Origin of the sequence: Halorubrum sp. SD626R (genome assembly GCF_001261915.1) — an archaeon.
Taxonomy (GTDB): Archaea; Halobacteriota; Halobacteria; order Halobacteriales; family Haloferacaceae; genus Halorubrum.
Genome location: NZ_CVRT01000078.1, coordinates 22033 through 37852, shown reverse-complemented (window position 1 = coordinate 37852; position 15820 = coordinate 22033). Strand labels below are relative to the sequence as shown.

The window sequence follows — 15820 nt, the reverse complement described above, 5'->3', positions numbered from 1 at the left end:
CACCGGAAACGCGGTGTGTCACCGGAGCGGCCGCTCTCGGCGTCGCGTCGGCGTCGAGAGCGGCGAAAAAGCGGTCCGCGAACTCAGTGCTGTTCGTCCTCGTACACCCACGCCGCGGTGTCGAGGCCGTAGTCGACGAGCTCGTCCTCGTCGAAGAAGAGGTCGATCTCGCGCTCGTTGGCGCCCTCGTCCTCGTGGTCCGACGCGTGGATCACGTTGTGACCGAGGTCGAGACCGAGGTCGCCGCGGATCGTGCCCGGGGCGGACTCGGCGGGGTCGGTCTCGCCGACCATCGCGCGGACCTGTCGGGTCGCGTCCGCGCCCTCCCACACCATCGCGAAGACGGGGCCGGAGGTGATGAAGTCGACGAGGCCGTCGAAGAACGGCTTGCCCTCGTGTTCGCCGTAGTGCTCGTGGGCGAGCTCCTCGTCGATCCGGGTGAACTTCCCGCCGACGAGCTTCAGACCGCGCTCCTCGAACCGGGAGACGATCTCGCCGATGAGGCCGCGCTGGACGCCGTCCGGCTTGACCATCACGAAGGTGCGCTCGTCGTGGTGGCTCATCTACTCCCCACCGTGGTCGCGCCCCTCCTCGGTCCATTCGAGGTCGCGCGCCTCGCGGCCGAGGAAGTAGTTCTTCTCCGCCTTCGAGTCGACGAAGTGGAGGATCTGTCCGTCCTTCTTGACGTACATCGTGCCCGTGCCGGGCTCGATCTCCTCGCCGGTGTAGTCGCAGGTGCGTGTCTCGACCATTGGTTATCGCCCTCCGATGGAGTCGGCGTCGCGCTGGGTCTCCCGGAGCTGGAGCACGTCGCCCATGCGGACGGGGCCCAGGACGTTCCGGGTGATGATCCGGCCCTGGTTCGATCCCTCCTGGATGCGGCACTTGACCTGCATGGCCTCGCCGTGCATCCCGGTCTTGCCGACGACCTCGATCACCTCGGCGGTGGTCGAGTCGCCGGTGCCCTCTTCTGCGCTCATGGGTGGTTACCGGAGCTCCGCGACCTTCTCGCCGATGTCCTCGACGTCGTCCTCGGCGTCGCCGGCGTCCACGACGGCGGCGGCGGCCGAGCCGACTTCGAGGCCGGCGGCGTGGCCGACGTCGTCCTGGGTGTCGACGAAGACGACCGGGATCCCCTTCTCGTCGGCGAGTTCGGGGAGGTGCATGACGATCTCCTCGGGGGAGACGTCCTCCGCGACGATGACGAGGTCGGCGTTGCCGCGCTCGACGGCCTTGGTCGTCTCGTTGGTTCCTTTCTTCACGGTGCCTGTGTCTCGGGCGACCTCGAGCGCTTCGAGCGATCGCTCGGCGAGGTCCGCCGGGGTTTCGTAGTCTACGTAAACGGGCATATGTTTCTCCTATCCTCCGCGCGGGCTCGCGTGCTCGCACCGTGGTCGGTCCCTAACGGCACGGCACATCATCAACCCCACAGAGGCTGTGACCCGAGGTAGTCCGGACATCCATAAAAGCGCTTTCAATGTCCCTCGCGTGTGCGATCGGGAGTCACGGGTGGAGGACGGTGGCGTCGCCGGACCCGTAACGGCGCTCCCGTCCGACTCGCGACGGCGCTTACACCGCCCCGAAGGCGACCCTCACGCGGACTTCGCGTTTTTTAAGCCTCGCTCGCTCCTCTTCTCCCACATCGAATGGTCCGTCTCGTCCACTACTCCGACATCGAGAACGTCTTCGACGCCCCCGAGCGGGCGGCCCGGCTCGCCGGCCGGATCCGGGCGCTCTCCGGTCCCGACGCCGCGGTCGTCGCCACCGGCGACACGACCGCGCCGGGCGTCCTCTCGCTGGTCGCGAGCGGGCGGCAGGTCGCCGACTTCTACGAGGCCACCGACACCTCCCTCGACACGTTCGGCAACCACGAGTTCGACTACGGGCCGGACGCGCTCCGCGGGCTCGTCGCCGAGGCGCCCGCGACGTTCGTCTCCGCGAACGTCCGCGACGAGGCGGGCGAGCCCTTCGGCCGCGAGGAGGGCGTCGTCCCGTGGGCGACCCGCGAAGTCGGCGGCGAGACGGTCGGGTTCGTCGGCGTCACCGACCCCGCGACCGACTCGCTGAATCCGATGGCCGCCGACCTCTCCTTCGACGACCCGGTCGCCGCCGCGCACGACGCGCTCGCCGAGATGCGGACCGCGGTCGCCGAGCGCGAGGGGGACAGGGAGGGAGCGGCCGACGACGGACCCGCCGCGCTCGACCACGCCGTGGTCCTCTCGCACCTCGGCGCGGGCGACGACGACCTCGCCCGGGCGCTCGACGTCGACGCGATCCTCGGCGGTCACGTCCACAGCCGGCGCAACGAGGTCGTCGCCGGGACGCGACTCGTCCGTCCGGGCGTCAACGGCGAGACGGTGGTCGAGGTCGACCTGGACTCCACAATCCCCGACGCGACCCTCCACGAGCCGGAGGGCGCGACGCCCGCGCCCGGCCTGGCGGACGCGCTCGCGGAGCGCATGGCCGCGGCCGACCTCGACGAGACCGTCGACGTCGTTGACGATCCGATCGAGCGCACGGGCGACGTGGTCCACGGCGGCGAGTGCCGCGTCGGCAACTTCGTCGCGGACGCGTTCCGGTGGGCCCACGACGCCGACGTGGGGCTCTCGAACGCCGGCGGACTCAGACAGGGCGACCCGTGGCACGACGAGGTGACGAAGGCCGACCTGATCAGCCTGATCCCGTTCGAGGAGCCCGTCGCGCTCGCGTCGGTCACCGGGGCGGAGCTGCACGACGTCTTCCGCGAGATGGCCGCGCCCGACGTCGACTTCGGCGAGGACGACTGGTGGCACGGCCACGTCTCGAACGCCCGGGTCGTCTGGGACGACGACGCCGAACTCATCCTAGAGGCCACCGTCGGCGGCGAGCCGATCGACCCCGAGGCGCGCTACACCGTCGCCGTCTCCGAGTACCTGCTCCACTCCGAGCACGAGTACCCGACGCTGGCGCAGCGCCACCGGATCGACGAGGCCGACATCCAGTACGAGGTGCTCGCCGCCTACGCCCGCGAACACGGGATCGACCCGGAGATCGAGGACCGGATCGAGATCCGGAACCGCGCCGTCGCGGGCGACGACGACTAAACGGGAGTCGCGGCGACGATCGCTTACTTATAAATAGACGCGGTGGCGCGTGCCGGTGAGCGGCCGATAGGCCGCGAACCGCACGCGCGAGGGAGTCGGTGGCCCGGAGCGAAGCGGAGGGTCACCGACGAGGCTGGGGAGGCGTGAGGTGCCGTGCGGTCGCGGTCGGGCGGGGCTCAAAGGGGCAGCCGCGAGGCGGGCGCAGGCGACGTAAGCACCGTAAGGAGCGAACGAAGTGAGCGACTGAGGAGCGCAGCGAGCGTGCGCCCGCCTCGCGGCTGGGGCTTTGGAGGTCTCCGTCGTCGATCCGTCACCAACTATTTATAAACGAGCGGCTGGGGCTTTGGAAGTGTTCACCGCCGATCTAGCAGCAACAGTATATAAACGATTGTTCGACTATTTATAAACGTCAACCGCGAGCGAACCGGCCGAATCTGCCGCTTCGCAGTCTCAGTCCAGATTCACGTCAACGTCGTGCCGGAGTCCGGCCGCCTTCACGGTGTTGTAGAGCAGCATCGCGCGCGTCATCGGCCCCACCCCACCAGGAACCGGCGTAATAGCCTCCGCGACATCCTTCGCGGACTCGTACTCCACGTCGCCGACGAGCTCGTACCCCTTCTCGGTGTCCGCGTCGACCCGGTTGATCCCCACGTCGATCACGGTCGCCCCGTCTTGCAGCATCGAGCCGTCGACGAACTCCGGGATGCCGGCGGCGGCGACCACGATGTCGGCGGCCGCGAGCTTTCCCTCCAAGTTCTCGGTCCGGGAGTGACAGACGGTCGTCGTGGCGTTGCCCGTCGGCGACTTCTGGATCAGGAGGTTCGCCATCGGCTTCCCGACGATGTCTGACCGGCCGACCACGACCGCGTCGGCGCCCTCCGTCTCCACGTCGTACGCCGCGAGGAGCTTCTGCACGCCGTGCGGGGTGCAGGGCTTGAACCGGGCGTCGCCCGCGACGAGCCGGCCGACGTTCTCCGGGTGGAAGCCGTCCACGTCCTTCTCGGGGTCGATCCGCCGGAGGACGCTCCGCCTGTCGACGTGGTCCGGAACGGGGAGCTGGACTAAGATTCCGTGGACGTCGTCGCGCCCGTTGAGGTCGTCGATGGCGTCGTACAGCTCCTCGGCGGGCGCGTCGGCGTCGATCTCGACGTGGACGCTCTCGATGCCGACCTCCTCGCAGTCCCGCTGCTTCATCGAGACGTACGTCTCGCTGGCCGGGTCGTCGCTCATCAACACGGTCGCCAGCCCCGGGGTCACGCCCGCCGCCTCCAGCGTCTCGACGTGGGAGGTCACGTCGGCGCGCACGTCGGCCGCGACGGCCTCGCCGTCGATGATCGTCGTCGCGTCCACGCTGCCCGCGTTACCCGGGTCGTCGGGGTCGTCGTCCGGCCCGTCCGTGGTCTCAGTCATACCGAAACCGAGGGCGAGGCGATACAAAAGCGACGCGGGATCGTGTCGATCTCGGTGATCGGAGAGCCGTTTTTATACACGAACCTGAATCCTCTCGGAGCCGGCGGCTCACCTCGACGATTTAATAGGTTCGAGGGAGAAATTCCGACATCCCTCCATGTCGCTTCGTCTCGTCCCCCGCAGTCGCCGTCGACCCGCCGTCACGCCGCGATCGATGTTCCCGACACCGGGTCAGCCGGCGGCCGCGACCGGCTCGTTCGACCGATGAGCCGCTCGGGAACGTGGTCGTTCGCCACGGTTCGGGGGGGCGTCCGCGTCGCCCCCGACGAGCTCCGAATTCGGCGCGGCCTCGCGCAAACCGTCGCCGAGTCGGGCAGAGCGCTCGCCGCCGGCCGCGTCCCGTCGGCCCTCCGCGACGTCGGCTGGACCGGGATCGGCGCCGTCGCGATGGTCGTTCCCCCGGCGGTCGAGTGGCTCCTGCGGGGCGGCGGCAGCGCACAGACCGCTCTCGGCCTGATTGGCCTGATCACGGCGGTCGGCGGCGTCGCCACGTCGGTGGCCCGCGAGCGGACGGCGACGGTCCCGCTGCGCGACGTCGAGCACGTCGGCTTCGACGAGGGCGAGATCGAGGTCGTCTACCGCGATGACGACGACGAGCGCGAGACGGAGACGGTCCGTCCCCGCGACGACGAAGAGCGGTCCGACGCGGCGGTCGCCCTCCGACTCCGGGGCGTCGATCTCCGGGGTATCGAAGGGGACGAGGCGGTCTCTCGGACCGCTGTCGACGCCCCGAAGACCGAGCTGCTCGCGTGACCCCGTCCCCTCCCGATCGGCCCGCTCGCGTGGCGCCCTCGGTCGAGTCGAGAGCCGGCGCTAGACCCCGAACGACACGTCGCGGTCGACGATCTCGTACCCCTGCGCCGCGAACACGTCGACGTAGTACGCGTCGGTGACGAGCGCCTGCGGAACGCTGCGGAGTCCGAACCGGCGCCGCGGGAGCAGCTCGACGTCGAGGACCGTCTCGCCCGGCTCCCCGTCGCCCGCTCTCCGGACCGCGACCGAGTAAGCGCCCCAGGGCCGACCGTCGAGCGTGCCCTCGATGCGAACGCGGGCGACCGGACTACCTGTGCCGTCGTCCGCGCCGGCGACCGCGTCCCCTTCCCCCGTCTCGTCCGCTTCTCGCGTCTCGTCGACTTCGGTCTCGACCGCCAGCGAATAGGTCCGAAGGCCGAGGAGCGCGGAGTGCTCGTACGTCGCGTCCACCCCGTCCGACGCCGGACGAACCTCGTCCGCGGTGCCCCACTGGAACGCGAGTACCGGCGGGGTCGCCGACGTGAACGCCTCGATCACGGCTTCGGGCGCCGCGTCGGTCCGGAGCCTCGTCGCCCCGCGCCGTCGCAGGACCGGAGCGCGGAACGCGACGACGATGGCCGCGGCCAGCGCCAGCGCCGGGACGAGGTCGGCGAGCGCGAACGCGAGGAGGAACGTCCCGGCCGCGGCCAGCGCGAGGAGCCAGCCGACGGCGCGCTCGACTCGGTGATACCGCTTCGCGATCGACCGCACGTCCGAGCGCCGGGCGTCGGCGTCCGGACTCGTGGAGGGCGAGTGCACGAGCGGTGGCTCGGCCACGATCCGGATAGTGGTTGTGATTTTCGGGGCGGCGGTTCAGGCGAACCGGACGGTTCCGACGGGCTCGACGCCGTCAGCCACCGCCGTCCGCGTCCGGGTCGACGGGCGCCCGCCCGCAGATGCTCACGAGGTCGTGGAGGTCGTCGATCTCGTACGTCGGCTGGCAGGAGAGCTCCGCGGAGCGGCGATGCGGGCGCCGGACGAACGCGGAGTCGATGCCGGCGTTGTCGGCGGCGAGCACGTCCGACTCGTTGTCGCCGACGAACAGCGCCGTCTCGGCGCCGAGGTCCTCTAAGGCGCGTTCGAGGTAGTACGGCGACGGCTTCTTGCGCGAGAGGCTGGCGATCGACGGCTCGCGCCCGTACGCGACCTCGAACCGCCCGGCGAGCCCGAAGTGGTCGAGGACGGCGTCGACGGTCGCCTGCTGGTTCGACGAGACCACGGCGAGCGGGGCGTCGAGGTACCGGAGCGCGTCCACGTCCTCGTACGGCGTCTTCCGGCCCTTCCGGGCGGCGTCGATCTGCGCGGTCGCGGCCATCTCGTCGCGGACGCGCCAGAACTCCGCCGGCTCCATGCCGTAGCGCTCGCAGATGTCTGTCAGGGTCGCCGGGTCGACGCCGACGGCGACGTCGTCGACGTGGGCGAGGTCGGGGTCCTCGACGCCGAGGCTCACGAACGCGTCCCAGGCGGCCTCCCGGAGCGTGTCGAACGGCGTCCGCCCGACGAGCACCCCGTCCTTGTCGAGGACGACGGCGTCGTACACGGCCACCTCTCGGTGGGTAACCGGCAAAAAGGTTTCACCGACCCCGTGCGACTCACGCACCGAACAGCCTGAGCGCGAGACCGACGAGCAGGAGGATCGTCCCGACGAACAGGCCGATGAACGGGATCGGGACCGGGAGCGGGATCACGATGAGGAGGAGGCCGATCGCGATGAGCGCCGCGGACGATCGCATACCACACCCTCGTCGTCCGAACGGAAAGGTGTTGAGCCGCGTGCGGTCCCCGGCCCCGATCTCATTGACGAATACGCCTCCCGCACTTTCAATACCCGGCGCGACGAACCCGAAGGTTGGACCATGAATATCGTTGATATCGCGGTGCCGGAGTACGTCGAGGTCGACGTCGATGAGCGACTCGCAAAGGTTCGGTCCATCTTCGAGCGCGAGAACCCGAAGGGGATCGTCGTCACCGACGACGGCGAGTACGTCGGCGTGGTCGGGGAGAAACAGCTCATGCGCTCGCGCATGGAGGACGACACGAAGGTGTCGGCCGTCATGAAGCCCGCGCCCTCCGTCGACCGCCACGAGGACGTGCGGGAGACGGCCCGCCTCCTCGTCGAGGGCGACGTGAAGATCGCCCCCGTCTACGAGGGAGAGAAGCTCTACGGGATCGTCACGGTCGACCAGATCCTCGAGGCCGTCCTCGACAGCCTCGACGCGATCACCGTCGGGCAGATCGCGACGGAGGACGTTATCGGGATCAGCGAGAAGGACAGCGTCGGCCGCGCGATCAATCTCCTCCGCGAGAACGGGATCTCCCGGCTCCCGGCGCTCGACGAGGACGGGACGCTCGTCGGCGTCGTCACCACCAACGACATCGTCGAGTTCGTCGTCCGCGACCACGAGCGCCAGGGGAGCGGCGACCGCGCCGGCGACATCGACCGGATGCTCGACATCCCCGTCTACGACATCATGTCGGACCCCGTCGTCACCGCGACCGCCGACGAGACCGCGCAGGCCGTCGTGCAACGCATGTTCGACAACGAGGTCTCCGGGCTCGTCGTCACGCCCGACGGCGCCGACACCGTCGCCGGGATGGTGACGAAGACCGACGTGCTCCGCGCGCTCACGTTCACCGAGGAGGACTCGATGGACGTCCAGATCACCAACGTCGACCTGCTGGACACGACCTCCCGCGAGCACATCGTCGAGTCGATCGAGCAGGTCGCGGACAAGTACGCGGACATGCACGTCATCCACGCGCACGTCCGGCTCCACGCGCACAAGGAGAAGCTCCGCGGCACCCCCCTGATCCAGTGTCAGATCCGCCTCCGCACCAACGAGGGGCAGGTCGGCGGCTCCGGCGAGGGGTACGGCGCCGAACACGCCTTCCACGTCGCGCTCGACAAGCTGGAGCGCAACGTCTTGGAGATCAAGGGCGTCAACGCCGACGAGGAGTACCGCGGCCAGCTCCTCCGCAAGCTCGGCGAGCTCTGAGCCGGGAGGAGAGACGGACGACTCTCGGCGGTTCCGGCCGCTTTTCTCACGTTCTCCGACTCGTTACGTCTCCGCGCCCTCGGCGAGCCCGTCGGCGACGATCCGGAAGGTGGCGGAGTCGCCCGCGGGCTTCGAGCGGTGCTTCTCCAGCGTTGCCCGGCGGTTCCCGCCGCGGAACCGGTCGACGCGGACGATTGCACCGGTCCAGTGGTTGAGGGTGTTGCCGCCGAGCGCCCGGTCGCGGTCGGAGTCGGGGTCGGTGAACACCTGGTTCGTGATCACGACGGCGACGTCGTGACGGCGGGCCAAAGAGAGGAGATGCGTCACCTGCTTGGCGACCTTCCGGAGGGACTCGCCGCCCTCGGTGTCGCCGGCGCGCTCCAGTCGGTAGAAGCCGGTCGCGGAGTCCAACACGATCAGCTCGATCTCCTCGGCGAGCTCCTCGGCGTCGCGGACCGCCTCGCGCTGGTCGTCGAAGTCGTACGCCTCCGAGATCACCAGCCGCGACGCGATCTCCTCGACCGTGTCGTCGACGCCGGGGTCGTCGGCCCGGCCCGCGGCCAGCTGCTCGAACCGGTCGATCGAGAGCCCCTCGGTGTCGATATAGAGGGCGCGGTCGCCGCCGCCGGCGACCTCGACCGCCGCGGCCAGCGCGAGGTTCGTCTTCCCGGCCGCCGGGGGGCCGTACAGCTGGGTGACGACCCCGCGCTCGAAGCCGCCGCCCAACAGGTCGTCGACCGGCCGACAGCCGGTCGGGATCGGATCGCTCACTAGAAGGGGCGTTGCCCCCGCTCGTATTTAAACGGTCGATCGCGGCGTCGGCGGAGGTATCGAGGTAGCCGAGCGCGTCGCTCAGCGGGCGAAATAAGCGCGAAAGAACGGAACGGTCGCCGGTCGCGGTGACCGGCGACGGGGTCCGGTAGTGCGTGCGGACGCGGCGTCCGCGGTAGAATCGTTAGTTGCGCGTCAGGTTCGTCGCGCGGGGTCCCTTGGGGGACGACTCGATGTCGAACTCGACCTCCTGACCCTCTTCGAGGTCCGGGCCGCCGACGTCTTCCATGTGGAAGAACACGTCCTCGTCGTCGTCGAGATCGCCGTCGTCAGTCGAAATGAAACCGTAGCCGCCAGTGTCGTTGAAGAAGTCAACCTTACCGTTTGCCATTGCAACCAAACGTACAGGCGTTTGGGGGATAACGCTTGCGAGGGTCGTGGTACCACGACCGTCGCGGGGGCCGTCGGTCGGGTTCGTCTCGGGAGAACCTTCCGAGGACGGCGGTTCCGGCGCGATCTCGACCGTCACCGCGCGGTGCGACCAGTCGCGGGGTTCATTTACGCGCGAGGACGTAGGTGTCGACAACAGATGGACCGTCGCACCTTCATGCGCTCGCTCGCGGCCGGGACCGGCGTTAGCGCGGCCGTCGGCACCGCGGGCTGTCTCGGCGTCCTCGGCACCGGTGGCGCCGAGGGGACCGTCCTCGGCCCGCCGGAGCGGGACCTGAGCGAGGCGTCTTTCCCGAGCTACGGGGAGGAGATGCCCGACTTCACCGTCCCCGACCCGATCGCGGACGAGGAGGTCACCGTCTCCGACTTCGAGGGCGAGCGCGCGGTGCTGTGGACCTCGTTTTACACGAACTGCCCGGACGGGGTCTGTCCCGCGCTCATCCTCCGGCTGCGACGCGCGCAGGCCGTCGCCGCCGACCCGACCGGAAGGAATCCGAAGTACCCGTTCCTCCCGTCGGAGATCCGGGACGTCATTGGCCCGGAGGCGTACGGCGACGAGGTCGCGTTCCTCCCAATCACGTTCGACCCCGAGCGCGACACCGCCGAGGCGCTCCGGGGGTACGCCGCGCAGCAGGGCGTCGACCTCGACGCGGGGAACTGGCACTTCCTCCGCCCGGAGAGCTACGAGCGGGCCCAGGAGATACACGACGAGAAGTTCGGACTCGTCATCGAGAAGCAGCCGGCCGAGGACATCGAGAACCTGGAGTACCGGTTCCCGCACTACGGGCTCATCATCCTCGCGAACAAGCGGGGGATCGTCGAGCGCGCGTACCCGAGGGGGCCGCAGACCGAGGTCGAACGGCTCGTCGACGACGTCCAGCGGGTGGTCACGGCGTGAGGCGGCGGCACCTGCTGGCCGGGGTCGCGAGCGTCGGCGTCCTCGGCGGGGCGGGCGCCGTCGCGACGGGGAGCGTGCCGGACGGGCTGGGATTCGGCGACGGCTCGGAGCCGGTCGAGCCGACGACGCTACCGACCGTCGCGGCTCCCGGGAGCCGCGACGGCGAGGTGACGGTCCCCGCCGACGGTCGGGCCACGTTCGTCGACTTCTTCGGGACGTGGTGCCCGCCCTGCGCCGAGCAGATGCCGGCGCTCGCCGAGGCGCACGACCGGCTCGGCGACGAGGTGCGGTTCGTCTCGGTGACGACCGAGGACGTCGGCGGTGCGGTCAGCGAGGAAGCGGTCGCGGACTGGTGGCGCGAGCACGACGGCGACTGGCTCGTCGCGGCCGACGTCGCCGCCGAACTCTTCACGCGACTGAGTATCAACGGCTTCCCGAGCGCCCGCGCCATCGACGCCACGGGGCGTGTCCGCTGGGCGACGTCCGGAACTCACACGACGGAGGAGTTCGTCGAGGGGATCGAGAGGGCGCTCGACGGATGAGGCGGCGAGTCGACCGATCCGTGAACCGACGAGTCGACCGATGACCGGGGTCTCGCTCGCGACCAACGTCCCGTTCGCGGTGACCGCGGGGGTGGCGACGTTCTTCTCGCCGTGCGCGTACCCCCTGTTACCGGGGTACGTCGGCTTCTACGTGAACTCCGTCGACGCCGACGAGGCCTCGGTGACCGGTGCCGGGGTGCGCGGCATCGCGGCCGCGGTCGGCGTGCTGGCGACGTTCGCGCTGCTCGCGGGCGCGACGGTCCGTGTCGGTCGGGCGACGCTCTCGAACATCGCCGTCTTCGAGACGCTCGTCGGGGGGCTGCTCGTCGTCTTCGGCCTGCTCGTCGTCGCCGGACGGGCGCCGTCGCTCTCGCTCTCGCTGCCGAAGCGGCGGTCGAGCGTCCTCGGCTTCGGGCTGTTCGGCGCGGGATACGCGCTCGCGGGCGCGGGTTGCGTCGCCCCCGTCTTCCTCGCCGTCGTGGCGCGCGCCATCGCGCTCCCCAGCGACGCCGCCCTCGTCGTCCTCTCGGTGTACGCCGGGGTCGTCGCGCTCCTGATGGCGGCGACCACCGTCGCGACGGGCGTGGGGCTGATCGGCAACGCCAACCGGGTGATGGCCCACGCCGGAACGCTGAAGCGGGTCGCCGGCGCGGTGATGGTGGTCGCCGGCGTCGGCCAGCTGTACCTCTCGCTCGTCGTCTACTGACGGGCACGACTATGCCCGTCGGCGTCCTGAGTGGCCGCATGCATCACACGCGACGGCGGTATCTCAGCGGCAGCGGCGGATCGGCGCTCCCCGTCGACGCCGGGTGTCTCGTTCGAGACCCACCGGGCGAAGACGACGGCGGGAGGGGCGATAACGGCGGCGAGGACGACGACGCGGAATCGAGCGGCCTCTTCGCGCAGATCAAGACCGTCGTCACCGAGGCGGTCGGCGTCGCCGTCGACGCGGTGCTGGAGGCGATATGACTGACCGGACCGATCAGGCTGATTCCGCCCCGACCCTGATCGCGCACCGCGGGTTCGCCGGTGAGAACCCCGAGAACACCGTCCCGGCCGTCGAGCGGGCCGCAGGGGTCGCGAGGGGAGAGGACTCGACGGGCGGGACGGGAAGCCGCCGCGTTCCCGCGGCCGGGCGCCGGGCCGACTGGGTCGAGGTCGACGCGATGCCCACCGCCGACGGCGACCCGGTCGTGATCCACGACGCGGCGCTCTCGGGCCGCGGCGGACGCGGGCTCACCGACGCGAGCGGCGTCGTCTGGGAGACCGACACCGCGACCGTCACCGACGCCGAGGTGCTCGACAGCGGGGCGACCGTTCCGCTCCTCGTCGACGTGCTCGACGCCGTTCCGCCGGATGTCGACGTGAACGTCGAGCTCAAGAACCCGGGGCGGTGGGACCTCCGTCCCGACGAGAAGCTCGCGGGCGACGCGCTCGCGGAGCGGACGGCCGCCTGGCGGCCGTTCGTCGAGCGCGTCCTCGACGTCGCCGAGGGGCGCGAGAACGACCTCCTGTTCTCGTCGTTCTGCGAGGGGGCGCTCGCGGCGGTCCGCGCGCTGTCGGCGACGGCGGTCGCCCCGCTGGTGTCCGAGTCGATCGCGGACGGGGTCGCGATCGCCCGCGAGCACGACGCGGTCGCGGTTCACCCTCCGATCGACGCGATCCGGGGCACCCCGTTCTTCGACGCCGAGCGCTTCGGCGCCCCCGACGGCGACCCGGCGGCGACCGGCGGGATCGACGTCCTCGCCGCGGCGCGCGAGGCGGGCGTCGCGGTGAACGTCTGGACCGTCGAGACGTGGTACGAGGCCGACCGGCTCGCGGCGGCCGGCGTCGACGGGATCATCGCCGATTACTCCGCGGTCCTGCGCGGCTGAACGGTCGTCCGGTCGGGGACCGTGAATTTAATAGCCGGAGGGTGACCTCACGGGATATGGAACGCGTAGACGTCGCTATCGTGGGGGGCGGCCCGGCCGGCGCCGCCGCAGCGCACGCGGCCGCGGTCGGCGGTGCCGACGCCCTCGTCCTGGAGAAGGGGGTGCCGCGGGCCGATCGCGACCGGCTCGGCCCCGACTCGACGGACGCCGCGGGGATCTTGGATTACTGGGTCGACATCATGGGGATCCACCCCGACGAGTTCGACGACGGCGTCGTCCAGCGGGAGCTGACCCGCGCGGAGTTCCGCGGGCCGGACGAGGCGGCGACGCTCACCTCCACCGGGATCGAGTCGTCGTACGACAAGTTCGGCTACACCTTCCAGCGGGCGCGCTTCGACGACTGGCTCCGCGAGCGCGCCGAGGACGCCGGGGCGGAGTACCGCGCGGGCGTCTCCGTCCGCGGCGTCGACACCGGCTCGCCCGGCGGCGACGACCCCCGCCACGCCGTCGAGCTGGCCTCGGGCGAGTCGGTCGGGGCCGACTTCCTCGTGCTCGCCGACGGCCCCCAGCGAACGGTGACGAACAAGGTGCTCGACGAGTATCTCCCCGCGGACGCGGCCGCCTCCGACCGGCTCGCCTCGCGGACGGCGAACCACATCGCCTACCAGGAGTACCGCCGGGTCCCGGCGGACGTGTACGAGGATGTGAACGACGCGCTCGTCTTCTGGTGGGGCGTGATGCCCGGCGAGACGGCGTACCCGTGGATCTTCCCGAACGACGACCGCGTCTGCCGCGTCGGGCTGACGATGCCGATCGGCCTCGACGTCGACGACTTCGACCGGGAGGCGTACGCCCTGCTGGAGCCCGACGACGAGTCGATCCCGCAGGGCGGCGAGTACATCCGACGCCTCCTGGAGTGGCAGTACGGCGACGAGTACGACGTCGAGGAGGACTTCCCGATCGTCGAGGACGCGGGCAAGCGCGGCGGGACCGAGACGTATCCGATCTCCTCGACGCGGCCGATCGACTCGCCGACCGAGGCCGGCGTCGCCGTCGTCGGCGGCGCGATGGGGACGACCTCCGCCTTCCACGAGGGCGGCGACCACGTCGCGGTCCGCACCGGCGCCATCGCGGGCGAGCTGGCCGCCGCGGGCGACATGGCCCCCTACAACCGGCGCTGGAAGGAGGCGATCGGCGACGAGGTCGTCCGCAACGTGACCATGGCCGACATGGTCGCCGACTACGACCCGGACGACTGGAACCGGATCATCGGCGCCGCCGACGCCATGCTGGCGGCCGAGGCCGGCGACGGGCTCCTCTCGCAGCCGTACCGCTCCGGCTGGGAGTCGCTGAAGCTCATGCTCGGCTACAAGTGGAACAAGCGGCGCGTCGGGCGGGAGTACGTCGGCATCGACGAGCGCGAGTACGTCTACTGAGCGTCCGCGACCCGGGGCGTCGCGGACGACGAGGCGGTCTACCGGATCACTGGCGCCGACAGCTCCCGCGGCTCCGTCGAGATCCCCTCGACCGGGACCGGCTCCACCTCGTGGGTCGGCCACTGCCCCGTCTTCGTCAGTCGCTCGGTGAAGTCGGGCGCGACGAGGTGGGTGTCCTCGCTCTTCGCGCCCTGCACGGTCGGGTTCCACGCGTAGCCCATCGGCTGTCGAACCGGCTCCTCGCTCCCGGGCGTGGCGAGCCACTCGCGGCCCGCGAACCCCGCGGCGCCGCCCTGGTGATGCGCTCGCCACTCGTCGTGGAATCCGACGGCGTCGTACGCCTCGCGGATCGCGTCGAAGACGTCGCCCGCGGTGTCCGGGCCGTCCGTTCCGGTCAGCTCTCCGATCGCGGCGGCCTCGGTCGCCGCGAGCGCGGTCGCCTCGACGCGGGCCGCGGCTCGGTGCCGCTCCTCCAGCCAGTCGGGCGCGTCGAACGCGACCGTGCGGGTCAGGGAGGCGTGGAGGCCGGCCCGCTCGGCGGTGACGGAGACGAGCGCGTAGTCGCCGAGCGCCGCGTCGCTCGGCGTGTAGTGGCGGTACCGCTGGGCGCGCTCCGCGCCGCCGACGAGCACGACCGGGGTGTCGACGCCGCGGGAGGCGAGCGAGATGTCGATCCCGGCGGCGACCTCGTACTCGGGGTCCTCGGGTTCGAGGTTGCGGCAGACGGTCTCGACGGCGGCGGCGGCCTCGCGGCCCAGCTCCCGGTAGCGCTCGACGTCGTCGTCGGTAAGCGGCTGACGGAGCCGGCTCGCGTCGACGCGCTCGAAGCCCGGCACGTCGAAGTCGGCGGCCGCGGGGGCGGGCGAGCGCTCGGCGACGGCGCCCGCCAAGGAGTCGGCGTGCCACGGGAACGACTCCACCGCGAACGCGTCCGGGAGCTCCTCGTCGGCGAGCCGCTCCGCCTCGATGGTGTCCGTGATAACGCGGAGCGCGCCGTCGTAGCCGGCGGCGGCGACCCCGACGTCGGTCTCGGCGTCGACGACGTTGTCGCCGCCGGTGAGCCACGCGAAGCCGTTCGGCCTGGCGAACCAGACCGCTTCGAGCCCGCGCTCGTCGAGGTACGCGTCGAGCCTGTCGGTGCGGGGGGCGAGATCGGCCATACCCACCGATTCTCGTCGACCCAGTAAAACCGGTCGAAAGCCGACCGCAGCGATCGCGTCGGCGTCGAGAGTCGGCGTCCCGCGACGCCGGGCGCCGCACGCGAGCGACCGCCGATCGGGGGACCGCGCCACGTCGTCGCCGGTCGAAACGAAAGGTTCAATTACGTCCCCCGGAAACGACGAGACGCGTCAGTAAGCCCCCTCGGGTTGGTAGTCTAGTCCGGTTATGACACCTCCTTGACATGGAGGAGGCCGGCGGTTCAAATCCGCCCCAACCCATTTCTGTCGACGCCGCAACCGCGAGCGACGGCGAAGGTCCCTCACCCCAAACGCCGCGTGATTTTACGT

The 15820-nt window shown here is 70.7% G+C and carries 20 protein-coding genes and 1 tRNA gene; 10 read left to right on the top strand and 11 right to left on the bottom strand.

Translation table 11 applies throughout. From position 1 onward, the window contains the following. Positions 1 to 83 precede the first annotated feature (83 nt). From ndk to rpl7ae, 4 genes are read right to left on the bottom strand one after another with little or no spacing between them, the layout of a single operon-like run. Entirely contained in the window at positions 84 to 563 is a 480-nt protein-coding gene (ndk, locus tag SD626R_RS08770; protein WP_092565768.1) for a nucleoside-diphosphate kinase, read from the bottom strand. After that, entirely contained in the window at positions 564 to 752 is a 189-nt protein-coding gene (locus SD626R_RS08765) for a 50S ribosomal protein L24e (protein ID WP_092565766.1), read from the bottom strand. It lies immediately after the preceding gene. A gap of 3 nt (positions 753 to 755) precedes the next feature. After that, complete coding sequence (locus SD626R_RS08760) at positions 756 to 980, bottom strand: 30S ribosomal protein S28e (protein ID WP_004046478.1); 225 nt, start codon at positions 978 to 980, stop codon at positions 756 to 758. A 6-nt stretch (positions 981 to 986) separates the two neighbouring features. Beyond that, positions 987 to 1349 (bottom strand): 50S ribosomal protein L7Ae, encoded by a 363-nt coding sequence (gene rpl7ae, locus SD626R_RS08755; protein WP_092565764.1) that lies wholly within the window; start codon positions 1347 to 1349, stop codon positions 987 to 989. A 297-nt stretch (positions 1350 to 1646) separates the two neighbouring features. Here rpl7ae and SD626R_RS08750 point away from each other — a divergent pair, with 297 nt between their 5' ends. Continuing rightward, complete coding sequence (locus SD626R_RS08750; RefSeq protein ID WP_092565762.1) at positions 1647 to 3083, top strand: bifunctional metallophosphatase/5'-nucleotidase; 1437 nt, start codon at positions 1647 to 1649, stop codon at positions 3081 to 3083. Positions 3084 to 3533: 450 nt separating this feature from the next. Here the strand turns inward: SD626R_RS08750 and SD626R_RS08745 are convergent, their stop codons facing one another. Continuing rightward, a complete protein-coding gene (locus tag SD626R_RS08745) occupies positions 3534 to 4493 on the bottom strand; it encodes a tetrahydrofolate dehydrogenase/cyclohydrolase catalytic domain-containing protein (protein WP_092565760.1) in 960 nt (319 codons plus the stop codon). Positions 4494 to 4757: 264 nt separating this feature from the next. On the opposite strand from SD626R_RS08745, the gene SD626R_RS08740 reads away from it, so the two are divergent. Continuing rightward, the gene (locus tag SD626R_RS08740; RefSeq protein WP_092565758.1) at positions 4758 to 5306 is read left to right on the top strand and encodes a hypothetical protein; all 549 of its coding nucleotides are present in this window, start codon (positions 4758 to 4760) and stop codon (positions 5304 to 5306) included. Positions 5307 to 5366: 60 nt separating this feature from the next. On the opposite strand, the gene SD626R_RS08735 is transcribed toward SD626R_RS08740, so the two are convergent. The 3 genes from SD626R_RS08735 to SD626R_RS16820 form a co-directional block, all read right to left on the bottom strand. After that, entirely contained in the window at positions 5367 to 6104 is a 738-nt protein-coding gene (locus SD626R_RS08735) for a hypothetical protein (RefSeq protein ID WP_092565756.1), read from the bottom strand. Positions 6105 to 6195: 91 nt separating this feature from the next. Continuing rightward, complete coding sequence (locus tag SD626R_RS08730; RefSeq protein ID WP_092565754.1) at positions 6196 to 6885, bottom strand: HAD family hydrolase; 690 nt, start codon at positions 6883 to 6885, stop codon at positions 6196 to 6198. 52 nt (positions 6886 to 6937) lie between these two features. Continuing rightward, positions 6938 to 7078 (bottom strand): hypothetical protein, encoded by a 141-nt coding sequence (locus SD626R_RS16820; protein ID WP_176697301.1) that lies wholly within the window; start codon positions 7076 to 7078, stop codon positions 6938 to 6940. Between the two features lie 123 nt (positions 7079 to 7201). On the opposite strand from SD626R_RS16820, the gene SD626R_RS08725 reads away from it, so the two are divergent. Beyond that, the gene (locus tag SD626R_RS08725) at positions 7202 to 8341 is read left to right on the top strand and encodes a CBS domain-containing protein (protein ID WP_092565752.1); all 1140 of its coding nucleotides are present in this window, start codon (positions 7202 to 7204) and stop codon (positions 8339 to 8341) included. A 63-nt stretch (positions 8342 to 8404) separates the two neighbouring features. Here the strand turns inward: SD626R_RS08725 and radB are convergent, their stop codons facing one another. Further along, a complete protein-coding gene (radB, locus tag SD626R_RS08720; protein WP_092565750.1) occupies positions 8405 to 9112 on the bottom strand; it encodes a DNA repair and recombination protein RadB in 708 nt (235 codons plus the stop codon). Positions 9113 to 9296: 184 nt separating this feature from the next. Beyond that, complete coding sequence (locus SD626R_RS08715; protein ID WP_004046191.1) at positions 9297 to 9503, bottom strand: cold-shock protein; 207 nt, start codon at positions 9501 to 9503, stop codon at positions 9297 to 9299. Positions 9504 to 9701: 198 nt separating this feature from the next. Between SD626R_RS08715 and SD626R_RS08710 the strand changes: the two genes are divergently transcribed. Genes SD626R_RS08710 through SD626R_RS08685 form a run of 6 tightly spaced genes read left to right on the top strand, consistent with a single transcriptional unit; the run spans position 9702 to position 14312 of the window. Continuing rightward, positions 9702 to 10460 carry an SCO family protein gene (locus tag SD626R_RS08710; protein WP_092565748.1) on the top strand — a complete coding sequence of 253 codons (759 nt, stop codon included), beginning with the start codon at positions 9702 to 9704 and terminating at the stop codon, positions 10458 to 10460. After that, complete coding sequence (locus tag SD626R_RS08705) at positions 10457 to 11002, top strand: TlpA family protein disulfide reductase (protein ID WP_092565746.1); 546 nt, start codon at positions 10457 to 10459, stop codon at positions 11000 to 11002. The genes SD626R_RS08710 and SD626R_RS08705 overlap by 4 nt, the downstream gene beginning before the upstream one ends. Positions 11003 to 11042: 40 nt before the next feature. After that, positions 11043 to 11708: a cytochrome c biogenesis protein CcdA gene (locus SD626R_RS08700; RefSeq protein ID WP_092565744.1), complete on the top strand. Its 666-nt coding sequence runs from the start codon at positions 11043 to 11045 to the stop codon at positions 11706 to 11708. A 38-nt stretch (positions 11709 to 11746) separates the two neighbouring features. Continuing rightward, on the top strand, positions 11747 to 11971 hold the full coding sequence (locus tag SD626R_RS08695) for a hypothetical protein (protein ID WP_092565742.1): 225 nt from the start codon (positions 11747 to 11749) through the stop codon (positions 11969 to 11971). Next, positions 11968 to 12876 carry a glycerophosphodiester phosphodiesterase gene (locus SD626R_RS08690; protein WP_092565740.1) on the top strand — a complete coding sequence of 303 codons (909 nt, stop codon included), beginning with the start codon at positions 11968 to 11970 and terminating at the stop codon, positions 12874 to 12876. The genes SD626R_RS08695 and SD626R_RS08690 overlap by 4 nt, the downstream gene beginning before the upstream one ends. A gap of 56 nt (positions 12877 to 12932) precedes the next feature. Continuing rightward, positions 12933 to 14312: an NAD(P)/FAD-dependent oxidoreductase gene (locus SD626R_RS08685; protein ID WP_092565738.1), complete on the top strand. Its 1380-nt coding sequence runs from the start codon at positions 12933 to 12935 to the stop codon at positions 14310 to 14312. A gap of 38 nt (positions 14313 to 14350) precedes the next feature. Here the strand turns inward: SD626R_RS08685 and SD626R_RS08680 are convergent, their stop codons facing one another. Beyond that, positions 14351 to 15472, bottom strand: coding sequence for a M24 family metallopeptidase (locus tag SD626R_RS08680; RefSeq protein ID WP_092565736.1), 1122 nt, complete (start codon positions 15470 to 15472; stop codon positions 14351 to 14353). A 204-nt stretch (positions 15473 to 15676) separates the two neighbouring features. Between SD626R_RS08680 and SD626R_RS08675 the strand changes: the two genes are divergently transcribed. Then, positions 15677 to 15751, top strand: a tRNA-Val gene (locus SD626R_RS08675). The last annotated feature ends 69 nt before the right edge of the window (positions 15752 to 15820 follow it).

Coding starts and splice junctions, on each gene's coding strand:
- SD626R_RS08710 (WP_092565748.1), top strand. CDS start 9,702: ATGGACCGTCGCACCTTCATGCGCTCGCTCGCGGCCGGGACCGGCGTT.
- SD626R_RS08760 (WP_004046478.1), bottom strand. CDS start 980: ATGAGCGCAGAAGAGGGCACCGGCGACTCGACCACCGCCGAGGTGATC.
- SD626R_RS08765 (WP_092565766.1), bottom strand. CDS start 752: ATGGTCGAGACACGCACCTGCGACTACACCGGCGAGGAGATCGAGCCC.
- SD626R_RS16820 (WP_176697301.1), bottom strand. CDS start 7,078: ATGCGATCGTCCGCGGCGCTCATCGCGATCGGCCTCCTCCTCATCGTG.
- SD626R_RS08715 (WP_004046191.1), bottom strand. CDS start 9,503: ATGGCAAACGGTAAGGTTGACTTCTTCAACGACACTGGCGGCTACGGT.
- SD626R_RS08695 (WP_092565742.1), top strand. CDS start 11,747: ATGCATCACACGCGACGGCGGTATCTCAGCGGCAGCGGCGGATCGGCG.
- SD626R_RS08690 (WP_092565740.1), top strand. CDS start 11,968: ATGACTGACCGGACCGATCAGGCTGATTCCGCCCCGACCCTGATCGCG.
- SD626R_RS08685 (WP_092565738.1), top strand. CDS start 12,933: ATGGAACGCGTAGACGTCGCTATCGTGGGGGGCGGCCCGGCCGGCGCC.
- ndk (WP_092565768.1), bottom strand. CDS start 563: ATGAGCCACCACGACGAGCGCACCTTCGTGATGGTCAAGCCGGACGGC.
- SD626R_RS08725 (WP_092565752.1), top strand. CDS start 7,202: ATGAATATCGTTGATATCGCGGTGCCGGAGTACGTCGAGGTCGACGTC.
- SD626R_RS08740 (WP_092565758.1), top strand. CDS start 4,758: ATGAGCCGCTCGGGAACGTGGTCGTTCGCCACGGTTCGGGGGGGCGTC.
- SD626R_RS08700 (WP_092565744.1), top strand. CDS start 11,043: ATGACCGGGGTCTCGCTCGCGACCAACGTCCCGTTCGCGGTGACCGCG.
- SD626R_RS08745 (WP_092565760.1), bottom strand. CDS start 4,493: ATGACTGAGACCACGGACGGGCCGGACGACGACCCCGACGACCCGGGT.
- SD626R_RS08750 (WP_092565762.1), top strand. CDS start 1,647: ATGGTCCGTCTCGTCCACTACTCCGACATCGAGAACGTCTTCGACGCC.
- rpl7ae (WP_092565764.1), bottom strand. CDS start 1,349: ATGCCCGTTTACGTAGACTACGAAACCCCGGCGGACCTCGCCGAGCGA.
- SD626R_RS08680 (WP_092565736.1), bottom strand. CDS start 15,472: ATGGCCGATCTCGCCCCCCGCACCGACAGGCTCGACGCGTACCTCGAC.